Source organism: Niabella sp. ZPM-14 (assembly GCF_055693045.2).
In genome coordinates, this window is record NZ_CM181148.1 from 4,473,742 (window position 1) to 4,491,399 (window position 17,658).

Consider the following 17,658-nt stretch of genomic DNA (forward strand, 5'->3'; position numbering starts at 1 on the left):
ATGTATAACGGATCGATGATCGTCAGTGACCTAGAAAGATCTCGTCCATTTCTTCGAGCGATTTTCCTTTGGTTTCCCTGACCTTCCTTTTCACGAAAAAGAAGCCAGCGATGCAGATGCCGGCATAGAGGTAAAAAGGCGTGTAAGTGCCTGTCCGCTGCGCCAGGATGGGAAACGTAAAAGTGAGCAAAGCATACGAAACCCACAGTGCGATGATCGCTACAGACGTGGCTTTGCCGCGTACTTTATTCGGGAATATTTCTGAGATCAACACCCAGGTGACGGGTCCCAGGGTCATTGCATACACCCCGATAGCTGCCAGCAGCGGCCAGGAGGCGGCGGGGGATTGTTGCTGGAGCAGCGCCGCACTGATGATGTAAAGAACTGCCAGACCTACTGCACCAAAAAGCATGAGGGGCTTCCGTCCGAGTTTGTCAACCTGCCACATGGCCAGGCCCGTGCAAAGCATATTGATCAGTCCGATGAACACGGTTTGTTTTAGCTGATCGTCCTGGCTGAAACCGACACTTTCAAAGATGGTGGCGGTATAATTGAAGACGACATTAATGCCGCAGAGTTGTTGGAATACAGCCAAGCCGATGCCTACGATCACAGCGGGCAGGATGGCCGGGTCGGTCAATGCCGGCAGCGACGCCTTATTGGTGTGGGCTAAAGAATCCTGAATAGCGCTTTGCGTTTGGGTCGCATAAGCATCGCCACCGATCCGCGACAGGATGGCCTTCGCCTTTTCAGCTTTGAAGTTGCGAACCAGCCAGTGAGGGCTTTCGGGAAGGAAGCATACGCCGACCAGGAACAACAGCGATGGTACGGCACCCAACCCGACCATCCAGCGCCAGGCATCATCTCCCTGATCACGCAGGTTGTAATTCACCAGGTTGGTAATGAAAATACCGATGACGACGGTCATCTGGTTGATGGCTACCAACCGGCCCCTCATGCTGGCGGGCGCGATCTCGGCAATATACATCGGTGATAACACTGAAGCCATGCCTACGCCGGCGCCTGCGAAGAACCGGGCTACAATAAAGGCTGTGCTGCTATTGCTGGCAGACATGGCCAGGGAGGAGACAAAGAAAATAATGGCGGCGATCATGAGGCCGCGCTTCCGGCCGTACTTCTCCGAAATCGCCCCAGCCAGCGCGCAACCTAAAATACAGCCCAGGGCCAGGGTCGCCGTAGCAATGCCCTCCTGTACATCATTGAAATGAAACTGCTCTTTCAGAAATGGCAGCGCTCCTGCAATGACAGCAAAGTCGAAACCGAACAGGTAACCACCCAGTGCGGAAATGAACGAGATACCCAGAATGTAACGGCTATTGAAGCGATCTTGAAGGTCCATGGCGTGCAATCTTGTTTGTACAAAAATGGTCACAAAAAAAATGAGAAGCATGGATTGCAGCCCGAAAAGCATAGACATTTTTATGGACTATTCACACGAATCATTTCGCGACCCGGTCTGACGGTCCCCCGTCTGACCGTTTGCTATCCGGTCCGCGAGCTCAAATAATTCGACCACGCTCTTTCCAAACAAGAGATGGTTCGAGGCTCCCCGTTCTTTATGGCCAGGCAGGCAGCCGAATCCGTTCGCCCACCCGAAAGATTTATTCTGGCGGGGCGCGGGAGGAATGTCTTTCAAAAGGAGTAATAAGTTTTAAGAAAGCAATGGCGGCTGAACTCGCGATCCGGTCTGACGGTCCCCGTCTGACCGTTTGCTTTCCGATACCCGAGCCTAAGGCCGAAAGGGCATAAAAAAAGCCTGAGAAAATCTCAGGCTCGATCTCTTACTCTGGTCACCAGAACATGACCTTCTTTGAACTGCGTAAAGAAGAAGTCATTTTTATCCAGGCAGCTTCTCTGCATTTCTTCGTGCACCAGCGAGAGTAATAAAATTACCTGCTGAATGAACGAATCGCATTCAGATTTTAAAAGCAGCTTGACTACCTGGTCATAATTCAGTTCTGTGTCCATACTGGTTAGAGGGCTTAATAGTGGGCAAAAAGATGCAGAGAACAACGTGCTGACGTCAAAGGCAAATCTCTTTCTGTTTGTTCATAAGCATATTTTGTCGAACAAATGTACAGTTTACATTCAAAAGGACAAAAAAAATAATTTGAAGGATGAAAAGTGTTTTTAAGGATACAACTGGTGCGTTCGGGATGGCAGGCCCGGGGTAAGGGGCCGGCTCTCCCGCATGGTTAGGGACGTACACTTCAGCGTATTTTAATTACGGGACTAATATTGTTCCCGATCGTTGGGAAAGTCGGACGATTTTACGTCAGCAATATATGATTTAACCGCTTCTGTGGCCTGTTCAAAAATATTGAGATATTGTCTCAGGAATTTAGGTTTGAATTCGGTATTGATACCCAGCATATCGTGCATCACCAGCACCTGGCCATCACAATGGTTGCCTGCCCCGATACCGATCACGGGAATATGCAGGCTTTCGGTTACTTCTTTTGCCAGTTGTGCAGGGATCTTCTCCAGTACGGTCGCAAAGCAGCCGGCTTCTTCCAGGAGTTTCGCGTCCGATTTTAGTTTGGCTGCTTCGGCTTCCTCTTTGGCGCGCACGGCATAGGTGCCAAATTTGTAAATAGATTGCGGTGTCAGGCCGAGATGGCCCATCACAGGAATGCCGGCGGATACGATCTTGCGGATGGAGTCGACAGCTTCTTCACCGCCTTCCAGTTTGATAGCATGGGCGCCTGTCTCTTTCATGATGCGGATGGCGGAGGCCAATGCGATCTCGGAATTGGATTGATAGGTACCGAAAGGAAGATCCACCACTACCAGGCATCTCTGTACACCGCGGATCACGGAGGAGGCATGATAGATCATCTGGTCCAGTGTGATCGGTAAGGTCGTTTCATGTCCCGCCATGACATTAGAAGCCGAATCTCCCACCAGGATGGCGTCGATGCCGGCGCTGTCGATGATCTTCGCAAAAGAATAGTCGTAGGCGGTGAGCATCGAGATCTTTTCACCAGCCTGCTTCATCATCATCAATGTATTGGTTGTAACACGCTTCACTTCTTTATTAACTGACACGGTAGTAGGTTGTAGGGTGATCAAATGATTTTCGGACGGTGAAATTAAACTAATAACTTAAATGAGCAGCAGATTTTTGGGAGAGAGGGTTGGCCGCGGATGCACGAATTTTTGTCGGATATTATTCAGAGCTCAAGACGTTTTTCGTGATTCGTTGCATCCGTGGCGCTGTTCCCGCGTCTGCCCCTCCGGTCTGACGCAATGAAGATGTTGGGCACGGATATACGGATAGATAGAGACGTTGCTTGTTTTGTGATCAAAAAAGTTGCCGCTTGGTCCATGTGTGACGGGCTGAACGACTCATTCAGCTCGTTCCCAAAGAAACTTTATTATTCAGTCATGCAAGAAAGGAATCGTGTATCCGTGGCTGTATAATGACCGCCGCGGATGCACGAATTTTTGTCGGATATTATTCAGAGCTCAAGACGTTTTTCGTGATTCGTTGCATCCGTGGCGCTGTTCCCGCGTCTGACCGTCCCGGTCTGACGCAATGATGGTGTTAGCCACAAATGCACAGACAGACGGATCAGCCAGTTGTTTGCTGGTCTCGAACTTCGCTTTTAATGCGTGAAAAGAATTCATTTATTTACCTGTTTCAAAATAATCGCTCTTGCTGCATGCGATCAGGAATTATTCGTGAATTCACGGTGATAAAATAGTCAGCTCTTTAGCGTTTCTGTATTCATCAGGAGTCACGACTGACTTCATCATACAGGGCATGGATCAACCCATCGGCCAGGCCGATCTTGGGCACCAGTATTTCGTCTGCACCGGCCCATTTGAGTACATTCACATAGATCAGCAATGCAGGGATGATCACGTCGGCCCGGTCTTCCCGCATTTTGTAGAGGCTCATGCGCTCCTGCAGGCTCAACCCGCTCATCTCTTTATAATAATCTCTCAGCAGGGAAAGCGGAAGTGGCTTGCCCTCCTTCTTTTTAGAAAGCGAGAACACTTTATTGATATTACCACCGCTACCTATGGTCATGACTTTGCGCGCGCCTTTTACCCGCGCCTTGATCACCTCCTTCATTTCCTCCCATTGACCTTCTGATACCTGTTGTTTCAGAAGCCTGATCGTACCGATATTAAAGGATTGCTTGAAGACGACTGCTCCATTCAGGAAGAAAGTGATCTCTGTGCTGCCGCCGCCTACGTCGATGTACAGGTAAAGAACATCCTTGTCGAGTCCCTCGGCGATATGCGTTTCATAAATAAGCGCTGCTTCTACGTCGCCAGAAATGATCTCGATCTCTATTCCCGTTTCCTCACGGATCTGGGTAATGATCTCTTTCGAGTTTTTGGCATCACGCATGGCAGACGTGGCGCAGGCCTTATAATGCCTGATCTCGTAAGCGTTCAGTAAATGCTTGTAGGCTTTGATGGTCTCTACCAGGCGGGCGGCTCTTCCGGGTGAGATGGTGCCTGTTTCGAACACATCAAACCCTAACCGTAAAGGCACGCGCACCAGGCTCGACTTTATAAATTCAGGAGACTTTTTACCATCTGCAAACACATCTGTGATCAATAATCTTGCGGCGTTACTACCGATATCTATCGCTGCCAGTTTCATCCATTCGTTTTATATGATGCAGCGTTGCTGCAATTAATAACTTTTATTGACAAGATAATTATAAATTTCTTCCTGGGAGCGAATGACGTCACCCTTCTTCTTCACGTAGTCATTGCTTAATTCATTGTTCAGGATGCGGGCCTTGGTGTTGTCTTTTAGCTGGATCTTTAAGATATCGATCAGCTCCTGCTTTAATAACGGGCTTTTGATCGGACAAGTTGCCTCTACGCGGTGCTCAATATTCCGGATCATCCAGTCTGCCGACGACAAGTACACTTTTTCATTACCCCGGTTATGAAAGACCCAGACACGGGCGTGTTCCAGGTATTCATCTACAATACTGATCGCCTGGATGGGGTGTTTGAATTTTTTACTTTCTGATTGCATACAGAAAATACCGCGTACGATCAGTTTAATAATGACGCCCGCCTTTGCGGCTTCCGTCAGTTTTTCGATCAGCTTTGCATCGGCCATCGAGTTCATTTTCAGAATGATCTCAGCATGATGTCCTTTCTTAGCCGCATTGATTTCAAAGTCGATCAGCTTATTAAGCTCTGTCCGGATGAAGCCCGGGCTGGGAATCAACGTTCGGCATTTTTCCAGGAAATGAAGACCCGTTTCCGGTTTTTGTAAAAAATTAAAGATCCGGTTGATGTCCGCCATGATGAACCGGTTAGAAGTCAGCAGGCAATGATCGCCATACAGTCTGGCCGTCTTCTCATTCACGTTACCGGTGCTGACAAATCCGTAATGAATCGTCTTATTTTTCACCCGCTTCTTGATCACGCAGATCTTGGCATGCACTTTCATGTCCTGCAGCCCGGTCAATACTTTGGCGCCCACATCCGTCAACACCTGTTGCCAGTTGAGGTTGGCCTCTTCGTCAAACCTGGCTTTCAGCTCCATCATCACGGTCACGTCTTTGCCATTCCGCACGGCATTCACCAGTGCATTGATGATCTTGGACTGCGAAGCCAGCCGGTAGCAGGCGATCTTAATAGAAATCACGTCCGGGTCGAAAGCCGCTTCGCGTATCATGTCGATCACGGGTGTAAAGCTGTGATAGGGGAAGTTCAGCAGGACATCTTTTTTCTGCAGTACGTCGCCTACGCGCTCATCCAGCAGCAGGGGATGGGGGAAAGCCTGCTTGCGTTTCGCCCGGTCTGTAAATACCTGTGAAGGGAAGTCCATAAAATGGCGGAAGTTATGAATGCTGCCGCCCGGCATGAGGTTGTCTTTCTTGGATAAACCCAGCCGCGTCAGGAGGTACTCAAGAAACCCGGCGTCCATATTTTCATCATAGGAGAGGCGGATCGGCTTTCCTTTCTTCCGGTTCTTTAGTCCTTTTTCCAGCTTTTGAATGATCGTTGTGGTATCAGAGTTATCAATGTCCAGTTCAGCGTCCCTCGTAAACTTGAAGATGTTTGCCTGGAATTCGTCGTAACCCATGAAGCTGAAGATATCGGGAAGGTTGAACTTGATCGCATCTTCGAGCAGCATAATGTCGTGGTTGCCCGCTTTGGAAGGCAACACGATAAAGCGGCTGCCCACGGCCGTCACCGGCACTTCGATGATCGCATACTTGCGGTCCGCCCGGTTAGTGGATTTGGACATCACCACGCCCAGGTAAATAGATTTATCTCTGAGGTTGGGAAATTTTTTGATGTTTTCGACCATCAAGGGCACCATGTTGGCACTTACTTCTTCGTCAAAAAAATCCAGTATGAATTTTTTTTGTTCGGCATTCAGCTGTTTATCATTCTTCAGGAAGATATTGTTCTGGTTCAGCTCGGCCAGCACTTCCGTCCATACCTTTTCAAAGGCGATCTGCTGTTCGGAGTTGAGCCGCTGCACCTCATCTAGGATCTTTTGAGGGTTTTTTTCGGAATGCATCTTCATCTTTGTTTCGATCTGAAGCATTCTTTTCAGCGACGCTACCCGCACACGGAAAAACTCATCCCGGTTGTTGGAAAAGATCCCTAGAAATTTCACGCGTTCCCGCAAAGGGACGGTGTGGTCTGAGGCTTCCTGCAACACTCTTTCATTGAACGACAACCAGCTGATATCTCTCGGAATAAGTTTCAACATTAGAAATTAGAATTTCAATATAAAAAAAATATCCGATAAATATAGGGACGTTCATGTACCCTTATCGAAATCGCTGATTAAATCTTTATTATATTTTCTATCAGGAACAAGCGTCCGGGCCTTATTGTACCATACACCGTGATGGCCAGGGTTGCGGCTGGCAGCGGTGTTCAGGAGCAGCCCGTTTCGGATGGCTGCTGATACTTACCGGTATTTCGGAAAGACCCTTTAACCGATGAAAGACATACGGTGACTGGTGTTCGCGGCGCGCCTGATCCGGTAAAATTTCTTACGCGTACAGCGCTTTAGACAGCGTTAGTTTTAAAAGCTTTTTTCCCTTACTTTTGCTACTCAAAATTTTAGCAGTGGCAACGAAATTTTCTAAAGAAACATATTTATACTGGTACGAGTTAATGCAGTTGATTCGCCAGTTTGAGCTTACGGCAGAAGAAAAGTACAAAATGGAAGGTAAAATACGCGGGTTCTTTCACGCGTATGTTGGACAAGAGGCGATTGCTGCAGGTTGTATGACCGCTACAAAACCCGAAGATATGTTCATCACCGCTTACCGCGACCACGGATTAGCGATCGCCAAAGGCGTATCCGTTGACAGCTGTATGGCTGAGTTGTATGGTAAGGCCACCGGTTGTGCCAAAGGAAAAGGCGGTAGTATGCACTTCTTTGGTAAAAAAGAAAACTTCTACGGCGGTCATGGTATCGTAGGTGCCCAGATCGGAACCGGAACAGGTCTAGCTTTTGCCGAGCATTATAAAGGAACAGACAACGTGGTGTTGTGCTTCTTCGGCGACGGAGCTGCCAGACAAGGTATCCTGCACGAGAGCTTCAACCTGGCCATGTTGTGGAAGCTTCCCGTGATCTACATCTGCGAAAACAACAACTATGCAATGGGTACTTCTGTTGCACGTACTTCTAACGTAACGGACATTTATAAATTAGGTGCCGGTTATGATATGCCCTCACAGGTAGTGGACGGAATGAATCCTGAGACAGTGCATGACGCCATTGCTGAAGCAGTAAAACGGGCGCGTGAAAAAGGAGGGCCTACCTTACTTGAAATTAAAACTTACCGTTATAAAGGACACTCAATCAGTGATCCACAAAAATACAGGACCAAGGATGAGGTAGATGAATACAAATCAAAAGACCCCATTACTATCCTGAAGAAAAATATCCTGGACAACAAATATGCTTCTGAAGAGGCGCTGAAAGAAATCGATGCGCGCTGTGAAGAAGTAGTGGCAAACTCAGTGAAATTCGCTGAGGAAAGTCCGTTCCCGAACGATGATGAAGTCCTGAAAGATGTATACATGGATCAGAATTATCCATTTATTGTTGACTAATATTAATTGTTTTAAAGTAAAATGGCAGACAATATCAATCAACAAGTTGACAATGATCAACTTGGATCAAACGAAACTGTAGAGAAGGCTAAGCAGGTGTGGAATAAGAACGGCAAGAATATCGTACTTTTCCTTGGCATACTGGTCGTTGCAGTAGGTGGGTTCTTTGCTTACCAGCATTTCGTTAAAGGCCCTGAAAAGGCGGAAGCTTTGGACAAGAGTTTTAAAGCGGAAGAATATTTTCGTATGGATTCGATCAGCAAAGCTTTAAACGGCGATGGTATGAACCCCGGGTTCATCAAGATTGCGGCTAATTACAGCGGCACGCCCGCAGGCAACCTTGCCAATTATTATGCAGGTGTTTGCTACATCAAGCTGAATCAGAATGATAAAGCGGTGGAGTACCTGAAAGAGTTCAGCACAGATTCCAAACCTGTTCAACAGCGCGCCTACCTGTTACTCGGCGACGCTTATGGCGATCTGGGTAAAAGCGCTGAAGCATTGGATTATTATAAAAAGGCGGCTCATCATTTTGAAACAGATCAGCAGGCTTCTTCAGAAGCATTGTTCAGAGGCGCTTTCCTGGCACAGCACGTGATGAATGATAAGGACGAAGCAGTAAACCTTTTCAAAGAATTAAAAACAAAATACCCTCGTACGCAGCAAGGCTTTGAAGCAGACAAATACCTGGCGCAATTGGGTGTTTACAATGTAAATTAAATGGCATCAACTGGCAACAGTAACTTATTAAATAGCAATACGGGCATCTTCAAACAGGATGCCTTTATTGTTTTGGTAAAAACAGAATGGAACGCCAATGTGGTAGACGAGCTGGAAAACGGCTGTCGCCGCGTGTTAGCGCAACACAATGCGCGCGTGGAAACCTTGACCGTTCCGGGTTGCGTCGAAATTCCCTTCGCGATCAATCGTCATTGGAACCGCTCCAAGCAGCAGTTTGACGAACCGCACGCCTATATCGCCCTTGGCACCGTTATACAGGGTGATACGCCGCATTTTGACTACGTGTGCAAAATGGTGGCCGATGGGATTCTTCGGCTCAACCTTACTTTGCCGATTCCTACGATCTTCGGGGTGTTGACCGTCAACAACCAGGAACAGGCGCTTGAGCGCATAGGAGGCAAGCACGGCCATAAAGGAGAGGAAGCCGCGATCACAGCATTGAAAATGCTGGAGTAAGTTAATTATAGAAAACAGTCTATGGTCCATAGCCCATTGACCATAGACTATTACCTTTTATTCCCATGTACAACGTCCAGATTTTCATCCCTTGTTTTGTAGATCAGTTATATCCTGAAACAGGCTTTAACATGGTCAAGGTGTTGGAGAAGTTCGGTTGCACCGTGCGGTACAATCAAAACCAAACCTGCTGCGGTCAGCCTGCTTTCAATGCCGGCTTCTGGGACGAATCGAAAGCCGTTTGTCAGAAATTTATACAGGATTTTCAGGGTGCTGAATATATCGTGGCGCCCAGCGCCAGTTGTGTAGGGTTTGTCCGCAACTACTACCAGAAGTTGTTTGACAACTCTTCGCTGCACAATGAAGTGAAAGCGATGGCGGCCAAAACCTTTGAGTTTTCTGAGTTCCTGGTCAATGTGCTCGGGGTAGAAGATTGTGGTGCCCGGCTCAACGGGGTTGCAACTTATCATGACAGCTGCGCTGCGCTGCGCGAATGTAAGATCAAACAAGGCCCGCGCAAACTGCTCGATAATGTCAAGGGCCTGCACCTGACAGAGATGACAGATGTCGAGACCTGTTGTGGTTTCGGCGGTACATTTGCCGTAAAATTCCCGGGCATCTCCATTGGGATGGGCGAGCAGAAGGTGGAAAACGCCATAGCGACCGATGCGGATTACCTGATCAGTACAGATCTTTCCTGCCTGATGCACCTGGAAGGGTACATCAACGGTAAGGGATATAAGATAAAACCCATGCACCTGGCAGATGTGCTTGCCAGCGGCTGGTAACAGGGGTCCCTGGCCTTTCGGGGACCATTGCAGGATGGGTTAGAGATAATATATAATTGCTCAACGAAAATCAAAACATCAATGAAGTACGGTATTGCTTTGCTATTGGGATGCTGCGCCCTGGTATCCCGCGCACAGGACGTTAGCCTGGATCTTCAAAAGCTGGAAAGGTTTACGGATGATGAAAAAACCGCGGCCTGGCAAAAACAGGAAGCCGACGCAACCGTGGGTTTTGTGTCCACCAACGACCGGTTTGCACAGGATATGCCTCCGGGCAGTAAAGGGTCTTTAACAGCTCAGCTGAAAGCGTGGCGCGGTGAAAAAGTGTCGGCGCAATTGCTGATCGCTTCGAAACAGGAGATACCAAACGCGAAAGTGACGGCCGGTCATCTGGTGAGCGCCAACGGCAGTACGATACGGAAGGAACAGGTGCAGATCGGTTTTGTTCAGTACGTTATGGCAGATGAATTTGCGGGTGGATGTGGCTACCGGAAGCCTCAAAATTTTGATTCATCTTACCGCCCTGATATCATCAATACTTCCCTTCAATCGGTGCGGGTTCAGGCACATTCCGTTCAGCCGGTATGGCTGAGTATATCTGTCCCCGCAAATGCCCGGCCGGGCACTTACAATGGACTTATCACGGTCGACGGCGCGGAAAAAAAGGAGCTGAAGATCCAGCTAACCGTTATTGATCGGGTATTGCCGCCACCGGCTCAATGGCATTATGATCTGGACCTCTGGCAACATCCTGCGGCCATCGCACGGGTACACCAGGTGAAATGGTGGACGCCGGAGCATTTCGCTTTGATGAAAAAATATTACACGATGCTGGCCGCGGCCGGACAGAAAAATATCACCGCCAGCGTGGTCAACGAGCCGTGGGGACACCAGACCTACGATGATTATCCAAGCCTGATCAAGTGGATCAAAAAGAAAAACGGGAGCTGGGAGTATGATTACTCGCTGTTTGACAAATATGTGGAATTTGTGATGAGCTGCGGGATAGATGGACGCATCAGCTGTTACAGCATGGTGCCCTGGAAGGTAGCGTTTACCTATTACGATGAAGCTTTGCAAAAGGAAATGACCATCACCGATACCATCGGGAGCGAGGGATACAACCGGTTCTGGAAGACCATGCTCGTAGATTTTACGCGCCACCTTAAAAAGAAAAAATGGTTTGGAAAGACCTACATTGCCATGGATGAGCGTCCAATGGATGCGATGAAATCCGTGATCCGGTTGCTGCATTCGGTAGACACGAACTGGAAGATCGCGCTGGCAGGGGATTACCACCAGGAGCTGGAAAAAGATATCGATAATTATTGCATTGCTTCCCGTTGGGAATTTCCCGCGGATGTTTTAGCGGCACGGAAGCAACGCGGTCAGACGAGCACCTGGTATACCTGCTGCACAGAAAAATATCCCAACGCCTTCACGTTTTCCCCTCCGGCCGAAATGGTGTGGATGGGGTGGTACACGGCGGCTACCGGCATGGAAGGCTACCTGAGGTGGGCTTACAACAGTTGGCCTAAAGATCCCATGCACGACAGCCGTTTTACCGCATGGCCTTCAGGAGATACCTATCTCGTATACCCCGGACCACTCACCAGCATTCGGTTCGAGAAGATCATTGAGGGTATCCAGGACTATGAAAAGATCCGCATCCTCAAAAAAGAATATATAGACAAAGGGAATAGCCGGAAATTAAATGACATCAACAGCGCTTTACAGCCTTTCCGCATTGCGGCGCTGACAGAGACATCCGCTGCAGCGATGCTGGAGGAAGCCAGGGGCCTGCTCAATGAGTAGCGATCTGACCGGGTTGAAAGGGTTTTGCTGAAGCTGGTTTTTCGAAATGCCTTTTTACAAACAAAGCGATCGGCCACCCAAGGCAGACTAGAAGGATTATTATGGACATTACCGACCTCCCAAAGGTTGCCGGCTGCGGCCCGATATGGCTGAGGGGAACGACGACAAACGTAGTAACCGACCATGCTGTAATGGCGATCAACGCCGCGCTGAGGAACAGGCTGCTGCGCAGCAGCCCGATCCTGGAATAAGCCAGGAAATAAACCATCGCGCACACCCACACGATCAGGAAATGTGCCGCCAAACCTACAATGGGGTATACAGTACCTCCGGAGTAAGCCTTATCCCCGAATATACCACTGGCAATATAGCGCAAGACGATCTCCGGCATGATCCCATTGACAAGATATGCCTGTATGAACGCGGCTGATATGTCCAGCACACCCGCCACCACCGTGGCTTTAAAAAGGTCTTTGATCAGGGAGGGCATTGGTTTGAAGTTCAATTCCTGCTACTAAAATAATCTAAATGCCGGAGAATCTAACGCATGACGCCAGGATGCTACCTGTCGAATATTCACGGACGGTGCAGAACAACGCGGAGTCGCTCAGGCAGGTTTTTGTGACGATCAGCCGCGGATGAACACTTAAAAATAGGAACGGTTAAAGATCATCCATCAACCAACGGCCCGTGAAGCCATGGCGTTCAGGTCTTTGCCGCTCATGCACAGATCATTGTTAACTACGGTCTTGAACGGGCATTTCGTAGGGTTGAGGACCGGCCGCTAAAGATCAGTCGGCGGATGAATTTATTCGTGAATTCGTGGTGTTCAGGTCTCTGGCTGCTAATGTAAAGATCAACGATTATTAGCTCCGGAAGCATCTCTATGAAATGCTGTAAAGCGCAACAAAATTATATCCGGGACTTTGTAGCATTGCTTCTTTGCCCCGTATTTCTCAAAAGGTTTTTGAGTGGTCCCTGCATCAGGCACGTGCGTTGACCCGTTTGCAGATATACATCAATTCATCAATGTCCTGAGCACAGTTGACCTTGATATCCATCACAAAAACGTTTACCACCACATCGCCGGCTACATGCACTTTTACCATGCCGAAAACATATTCGTCAAATGTCGCGGTATTTACATTATGGGCCTGAAACCCATGGTTGATAATTTCGTTGAGCGTTGTCATGTGTAAAAGCTTTAATGGTTATGGTTTCCTCTGAATCGACTAAGACAAAGGGTGTGCCAAACAGGACCGGTTCTCCGGGCAGTGTGCAGTTGTCTTTTTATTTTGATTTAAAATAGTTATTGTACCGTTCACTGTTCATCAGACGCAACAAATCATTTTTTGGTGGCATAATAATTGTCTTTTTACAACGACCCTCAAACATTTCTTTATGATTCAACAGATAACAGATGTTCCCGAGCAGGTAATTGCGTTTCGCGCGTCGGGAGAAGTGACTGCAGATGATTTCAAAAGTCTTGTCATTCCGCTGGTCGACCAGCATGTCAGGAAACAGGGTCAGCTTAATTTTTTATTATATCTCGATACTGATATTTCCGATTTCTCCGCCGGCGCCTGGCTGCAAGACGTTTGGCTGGGCCTTAAACATCTGGCAGACTGGCATCGGGCCGTCATTATCAGCGATTCAGACGGCATCAAACATTTTACCGATGTCTTTAGCAAGATCATGCCAGGCGAATTCAGGGTATATACTTCCGCACAAGAGGAAGAAGCGCTACGATGGGTGAGCACCACCCGGGAAACACCAAGACCTTAGCCTCATTCATCATTCATAAATCATAAGACCACCTATGGATAGTACTACCATCATCGGTATTGTAGCAAGCGCATGCACGGGCATTTCATTATTGCCGCAGCTGATCAAAATCGCGCGGGAAAAACAGCCTTCCGATATTTCTTATTGGGTGTTCCTGATATTGATCAGCGGCCTGGCGCTCTGGGTGATATACGGTGCGATGATCAGCGACGTGATCATCATCATTTCCAACTCCATTTCTTTATTGATCAACCTGACTACTCTCGCACTTAACATCTACTATAAAAAGAATCCCTCTGGACCAGAGAGCAAGCGAAATTGAAATAATTACTGGTATCATTCCAAACAACAGACGAAAGTTATCGGAAGAAACACCACCAATCACTTGCTTGGGGCTGGCCTTCTCAGTATAACATGACAATGGATCGTTATACATAAAATTTTGCTATAATCACCGGGCTCTTTATCTTCCCGCTTCAATAATCCTTTGCGAATGATGAAGATCTCCATGATGGCCGCGTGCCTCATACTGCCCACTATGCTGCTGGCACAAAATTCCTCCGACAATAAAAGCTGGAGTGTATCGAATCCCCAGGGACCTTTTAAAGAAGTTTCATTTACGGTAGATGAAGGAACCTGGATGAACCTCGATGTGTCGCCGGACGGTAAAGAAATTGTCTTCGACCTGTTGGGAGACATTTACAGTATTCCGGTAGCCGGTGGAGCGGCGAAGCTGCTAAGAGGCGGTCATGCCTTTGAAGTACAGCCACGGTTTAGTCCTGACGGAAAGAAGATCTCCTTCACCTCAGATGCCGGCGGAGGCGATAATATCTGGATCATGGATCGGGCGGCCACCAATGCCCGCCAGGTTACAAAAGAGCAGTTCCGGTTATTGAACAATGCCGTGTGGACGCCCGACGGACAATACCTCGTGGCCAGGAAGCACTTCACTTCCGGCAGATCATTAGGCGCGGGAGAGATGTGGATGTATCATACCAGCGGTGGAAGCGGTCTCCAGCTTACTGCCCGTAAAAATGATCAGCAGGATGTGAATGAACCCTGCGTTTCGCCCGACGGACGGTATGTGTATTTCAGCGAGGACATGTATCCCGGCGGCTATTTTCAATATAATAAAGACCCCAACAACCAGATATTTATCATTCGCCGCTTCGACCGCGAAGAAGGAAAAGTAGAAAACGTTACCGGTGGCGGTGGCGGCGCAGCCAGGCCTCAGCTTTCTCATGATGGCAAATACCTGTCCTTCATCAAACGGGTGAGGACGAAGACCGTCCTTTATTTGCGCAACCTTGAAACCGGCGAAGAGTGGCCGGTGTACGACCAGCTTAGTAAGGATCAGCAGGAAGCCTGGACCATCTTTGGTATCTATACCGGCTATGCCTGGTCGCCGGATGACCGATTCATTTACATATGGGCCAACGGTCACATTATGAAGGTCGATGTTAATGGCGTGAACAAAGCGTCTGTCATACCTTTTACCTGTACCGTCAATCAAAAGATCTACGATGCTGTGCGGTTTAAACAAAACCTGGATACGGACCGGTTCACTGCTAACGTGATCAGGCACGCCGTGACTTCGCCTGATGGAAAATGGCTGGTGTTCAATGCAGTCGGCTATCTCTGGAAAAAGTCATTACCCAACGGGCAGCCGGAGCGGATCACATCCGGCACTGATTTCGAGTTGGAACCGGCCTTTTCTCCGGATGGCAAGCAATTGCTGTACACCACCTGGAACGACGAGCAGTCCGGTGCTATCTTTAAAGTAGCGCTCCAGGGAAAAGCAAAACCGGTGCGACTGACCAAGGAGGCCGCTATTTATCGCACACCTTCCTTTTCTGCAGACGGTAAAAAAATTGTGTTCGTAAAAGAAGGCGGAAGCGATGCGCTGGGTCCTGCTCATACTGCCCAGACGGGCATCTTTATCATGAAAGAAGATGGCACGGGTGAACAATTTGTTATCCAGAGAGGCGGCGCACCTGCGTTCAATCAGGCGGGCGATCGCATTTATTTTGAATCGGGCAGCAACCGGCTTTCCAGCTGCCAGCTCGACGGCCAGGACGAAAAAGAGTTGCTGAAAAGCACGTATGGCAATAGTTTCAAAGTATCGCCCGATGAGAAATGGGTAGCGTTTACGGATCTCCACAAGGCTTATGTAGCGGCTTTTCCGCAGACCGGAAAAACCATTGACATCAGCGGTTCCACTTCTGATTACCCCGTGAAATTGGTGAGTAAAGACGCGGGCTACAATCTGCACTGGAGCAGCGACTCTAAGAAGCTCCATTATACATTGGGCAGCCAGTACTACACGATCGACCTGGAGGAACGTTTTTCTTTCCTGGCCAACAAACCTGATTCTTTATTCAAAGTGCCCGAACAAGGCCTGCAGGTAAAGCTGGAGCTCCCTGTCGACAAGCCTTCCGGCCTGATCGCTTTTACCAACGCACGTATTATTACCATGAACGGCGATGAAGTGATAGACAAGGGGACGATACTGATAGAAGGCAATAAGATCAAGGCGGTGGGAAGGGCAGAAGCGGTGACCATTCCTTCGGCTGCCAAAACAATCGATGCCTCCGGCAAAACCATCATGCCTGGTTTTATCGACGCGCACGCACACGCGGGTCATTTCCGCAGTGGTATCACGCCGCAAAAACATTGGCCCTACTATGCTGCACTGGCGTACGGCGTTACCTCTATTCACGACCCGTCCGCTAATAGTGAGTTTGTGTTTGCCAACAAGGAATTAGTGAAAGCAGGCGCCATGGTAGGTCCGCGTGTCTTCTCTACCGGAACCGTGCTCTACGGTGCGGATGGAGACTTTAAAGCAGTGATCAATTCGCTCGACGATGCCAGAAGTGCCCTTCGTCGCACAAAGGCCTTCGGAGCTTTTTCAGTGAAGAGTTACAACCAGCCACGTCGCGAACAGCGGCAGCAGATCATACAGGCGGCCAGGGAGTTAAACATGGAAGTAGTTCCGGAAGGGGGATCGTTCTTCTTTCACAATACCAGTATGATACTGGATGGCCATACGACGATTGAACACAATATGCCCATGGGCGTCCTGCACGACGACGTGATTCAACTATGGAAGCGTGCACAGACAGCCTATACCCCCACTTTGATCGTAAACTACGGATCCGTAAGCGGTGAATATTACTGGTACCAGCACACCAATGTGTGGGAGAAAGAGCGGTTGACGCGTTTCACTCCCAGAGAAGTGATCGATACAAGAAGCCGCCACCGGACCATGTTGCCTGAAGAGGAGTATGAGAACGGACATATCCTGTCATCAAAGAACCTGAAAAAGTTAAGTGATGCAGGCGTGCTGGTTAACATGGGCGCGCATGGGCAAATACAAGGCATCGGTGCGCATTGGGAAATATGGATGATGGCCCAGGGTGGTATGACACCGCATGAGGCCTTACGAACCGCCACCATCAACCCCGCAAAGAGCCTGGGCCTTGACGACAATGTGGGTTCTCTGCAGGCCGGTAAGCTGGCGGACCTGATCGTCCTGGACAAAAATCCGCTCGAGGATATTTACAATACGGAGTTTATAAAATATACCATGGTCAACGGGCGGCTTTATGATGCAGATAGTATGAACGAAATAGGCAATCATCCCAGGACGCGGACAAAATTCCCCTGGGAGCTATACAAAAACGCGACGTCCTTCCCCTGGCATGACGAAACGGAAGCACAGGGTTGCAGTTGCGGAAGACATTAAGATACCCGGCATTGTGAACCATTCGTCATCGCGTCTGACCCTGCCCGAATGGTACAGGCGGGCGTCCCGGTCTGACGCATGTTAACGAATGCACGAATTTCTTTTGATAATAATAAGCGAACAAGACGCTCTATATGATGCTGTCGGCTGTTAGTCACTAACCGTTTGTGTGTTCGAGCTTATCACCGCGTCTGACCCTGCCCGAATGGTACAGGCGGGCGTCCCGGTCTGACGCAT

At 48.7% G+C, this 17,658-nt stretch carries 16 protein-coding genes; 8 read left to right on the forward strand and 8 right to left on the reverse strand.

Translation table 11 applies throughout. The features are described from left to right. Nucleotides 1-22: 22 nt before the first annotated feature. From ACU37H_RS19015 to ppk1, 6 genes are all read right to left on the reverse strand, one after another. On the reverse strand, nucleotides 23-1,360 hold the full coding sequence (locus ACU37H_RS19015) for a sugar porter family MFS transporter (RefSeq protein ID WP_472706092.1): 1,338 nt from the start codon (nucleotides 1,358-1,360) through the stop codon (nucleotides 23-25). Between the two features lie 428 nt (nucleotides 1,361-1,788). Then, a complete protein-coding gene (locus ACU37H_RS19020) occupies nucleotides 1,789-1,989 on the reverse strand; it encodes a hypothetical protein (protein ID WP_472706094.1) in 201 nt (66 codons plus the stop codon). A gap of 264 nt (nucleotides 1,990-2,253) precedes the next feature. Then, nucleotides 2,254-3,069: a 3-methyl-2-oxobutanoate hydroxymethyltransferase gene (gene panB, locus ACU37H_RS19025; RefSeq protein ID WP_472706095.1), complete on the reverse strand. Its 816-nt coding sequence runs from the start codon at nucleotides 3,067-3,069 to the stop codon at nucleotides 2,254-2,256. 420 nt (nucleotides 3,070-3,489) lie between these two features. After that, entirely contained in the window at nucleotides 3,490-3,651 is a 162-nt protein-coding gene (locus ACU37H_RS19030) for a hypothetical protein (RefSeq protein WP_472706097.1), read from the reverse strand. A 103-nt stretch (nucleotides 3,652-3,754) separates the two neighbouring features. Further along, on the reverse strand, nucleotides 3,755-4,642 hold the full coding sequence (locus ACU37H_RS19035; RefSeq protein ID WP_472706098.1) for a Ppx/GppA phosphatase family protein: 888 nt from the start codon (nucleotides 4,640-4,642) through the stop codon (nucleotides 3,755-3,757). A 33-nt stretch (nucleotides 4,643-4,675) separates the two neighbouring features. Next, nucleotides 4,676-6,730 (reverse strand): polyphosphate kinase 1, encoded by a 2,055-nt coding sequence (gene ppk1, locus ACU37H_RS19040; protein ID WP_472706100.1) that lies wholly within the window; start codon nucleotides 6,728-6,730, stop codon nucleotides 4,676-4,678. 365 nt (nucleotides 6,731-7,095) lie between these two features. Here ppk1 and pdhA point away from each other — a divergent pair, with 365 nt between their 5' ends. From pdhA to ACU37H_RS19065, 5 genes are all read left to right on the forward strand, one after another. Continuing rightward, nucleotides 7,096-8,091, forward strand: coding sequence for a pyruvate dehydrogenase (acetyl-transferring) E1 component subunit alpha (gene pdhA / locus ACU37H_RS19045; RefSeq protein WP_472706102.1), 996 nt, complete (start codon nucleotides 7,096-7,098; stop codon nucleotides 8,089-8,091). Between the two features lie 21 nt (nucleotides 8,092-8,112). Further along, a complete protein-coding gene (locus ACU37H_RS19050) occupies nucleotides 8,113-8,811 on the forward strand; it encodes a tetratricopeptide repeat protein (protein WP_472706104.1) in 699 nt (232 codons plus the stop codon). Next, nucleotides 8,812-9,288 carry a 6,7-dimethyl-8-ribityllumazine synthase gene (gene ribH / locus ACU37H_RS19055; RefSeq protein ID WP_472706106.1) on the forward strand — a complete coding sequence of 159 codons (477 nt, stop codon included), beginning with the start codon at nucleotides 8,812-8,814 and terminating at the stop codon, nucleotides 9,286-9,288. Nucleotides 9,289-9,353: 65 nt separating this feature from the next. After that, nucleotides 9,354-10,076 (forward strand): (Fe-S)-binding protein, encoded by a 723-nt coding sequence (locus tag ACU37H_RS19060; RefSeq protein ID WP_472706108.1) that lies wholly within the window; start codon nucleotides 9,354-9,356, stop codon nucleotides 10,074-10,076. A gap of 81 nt (nucleotides 10,077-10,157) precedes the next feature. Then, nucleotides 10,158-11,891: a DUF4091 domain-containing protein gene (locus ACU37H_RS19065; RefSeq protein ID WP_472706110.1), complete on the forward strand. Its 1,734-nt coding sequence runs from the start codon at nucleotides 10,158-10,160 to the stop codon at nucleotides 11,889-11,891. On the opposite strand, the gene ACU37H_RS19070 is transcribed toward ACU37H_RS19065, so the two are convergent. Both ACU37H_RS19070 and ACU37H_RS19075 read right to left on the reverse strand, forming a co-directional pair. Continuing rightward, nucleotides 11,881-12,396 (reverse strand): hypothetical protein, encoded by a 516-nt coding sequence (locus ACU37H_RS19070; protein ID WP_494407571.1) that lies wholly within the window; start codon nucleotides 12,394-12,396, stop codon nucleotides 11,881-11,883. The genes ACU37H_RS19065 and ACU37H_RS19070 overlap by 11 nt on opposite strands. Nucleotides 12,397-12,874: 478 nt before the next feature. Further along, entirely contained in the window at nucleotides 12,875-13,084 is a 210-nt protein-coding gene (locus ACU37H_RS19075; RefSeq protein WP_472706114.1) for a hypothetical protein, read from the reverse strand. Between the two features lie 208 nt (nucleotides 13,085-13,292). Between ACU37H_RS19075 and ACU37H_RS19080 the strand changes: the two genes are divergently transcribed. From ACU37H_RS19080 to ACU37H_RS19090, 3 genes are all read left to right on the forward strand, one after another. Beyond that, on the forward strand, nucleotides 13,293-13,676 hold the full coding sequence (locus tag ACU37H_RS19080; RefSeq protein WP_472706116.1) for a SpoIIAA family protein: 384 nt from the start codon (nucleotides 13,293-13,295) through the stop codon (nucleotides 13,674-13,676). Nucleotides 13,677-13,710: 34 nt separating this feature from the next. Continuing rightward, the gene (locus tag ACU37H_RS19085) at nucleotides 13,711-13,998 is read left to right on the forward strand and encodes a SemiSWEET family sugar transporter (protein WP_472706118.1); all 288 of its coding nucleotides are present in this window, start codon (nucleotides 13,711-13,713) and stop codon (nucleotides 13,996-13,998) included. Nucleotides 13,999-14,169: 171 nt separating this feature from the next. Next, a complete protein-coding gene (locus ACU37H_RS19090; RefSeq protein WP_472706120.1) occupies nucleotides 14,170-17,421 on the forward strand; it encodes an amidohydrolase family protein in 3,252 nt (1,083 codons plus the stop codon). Nucleotides 17,422-17,658 lie beyond the last annotated feature (237 nt).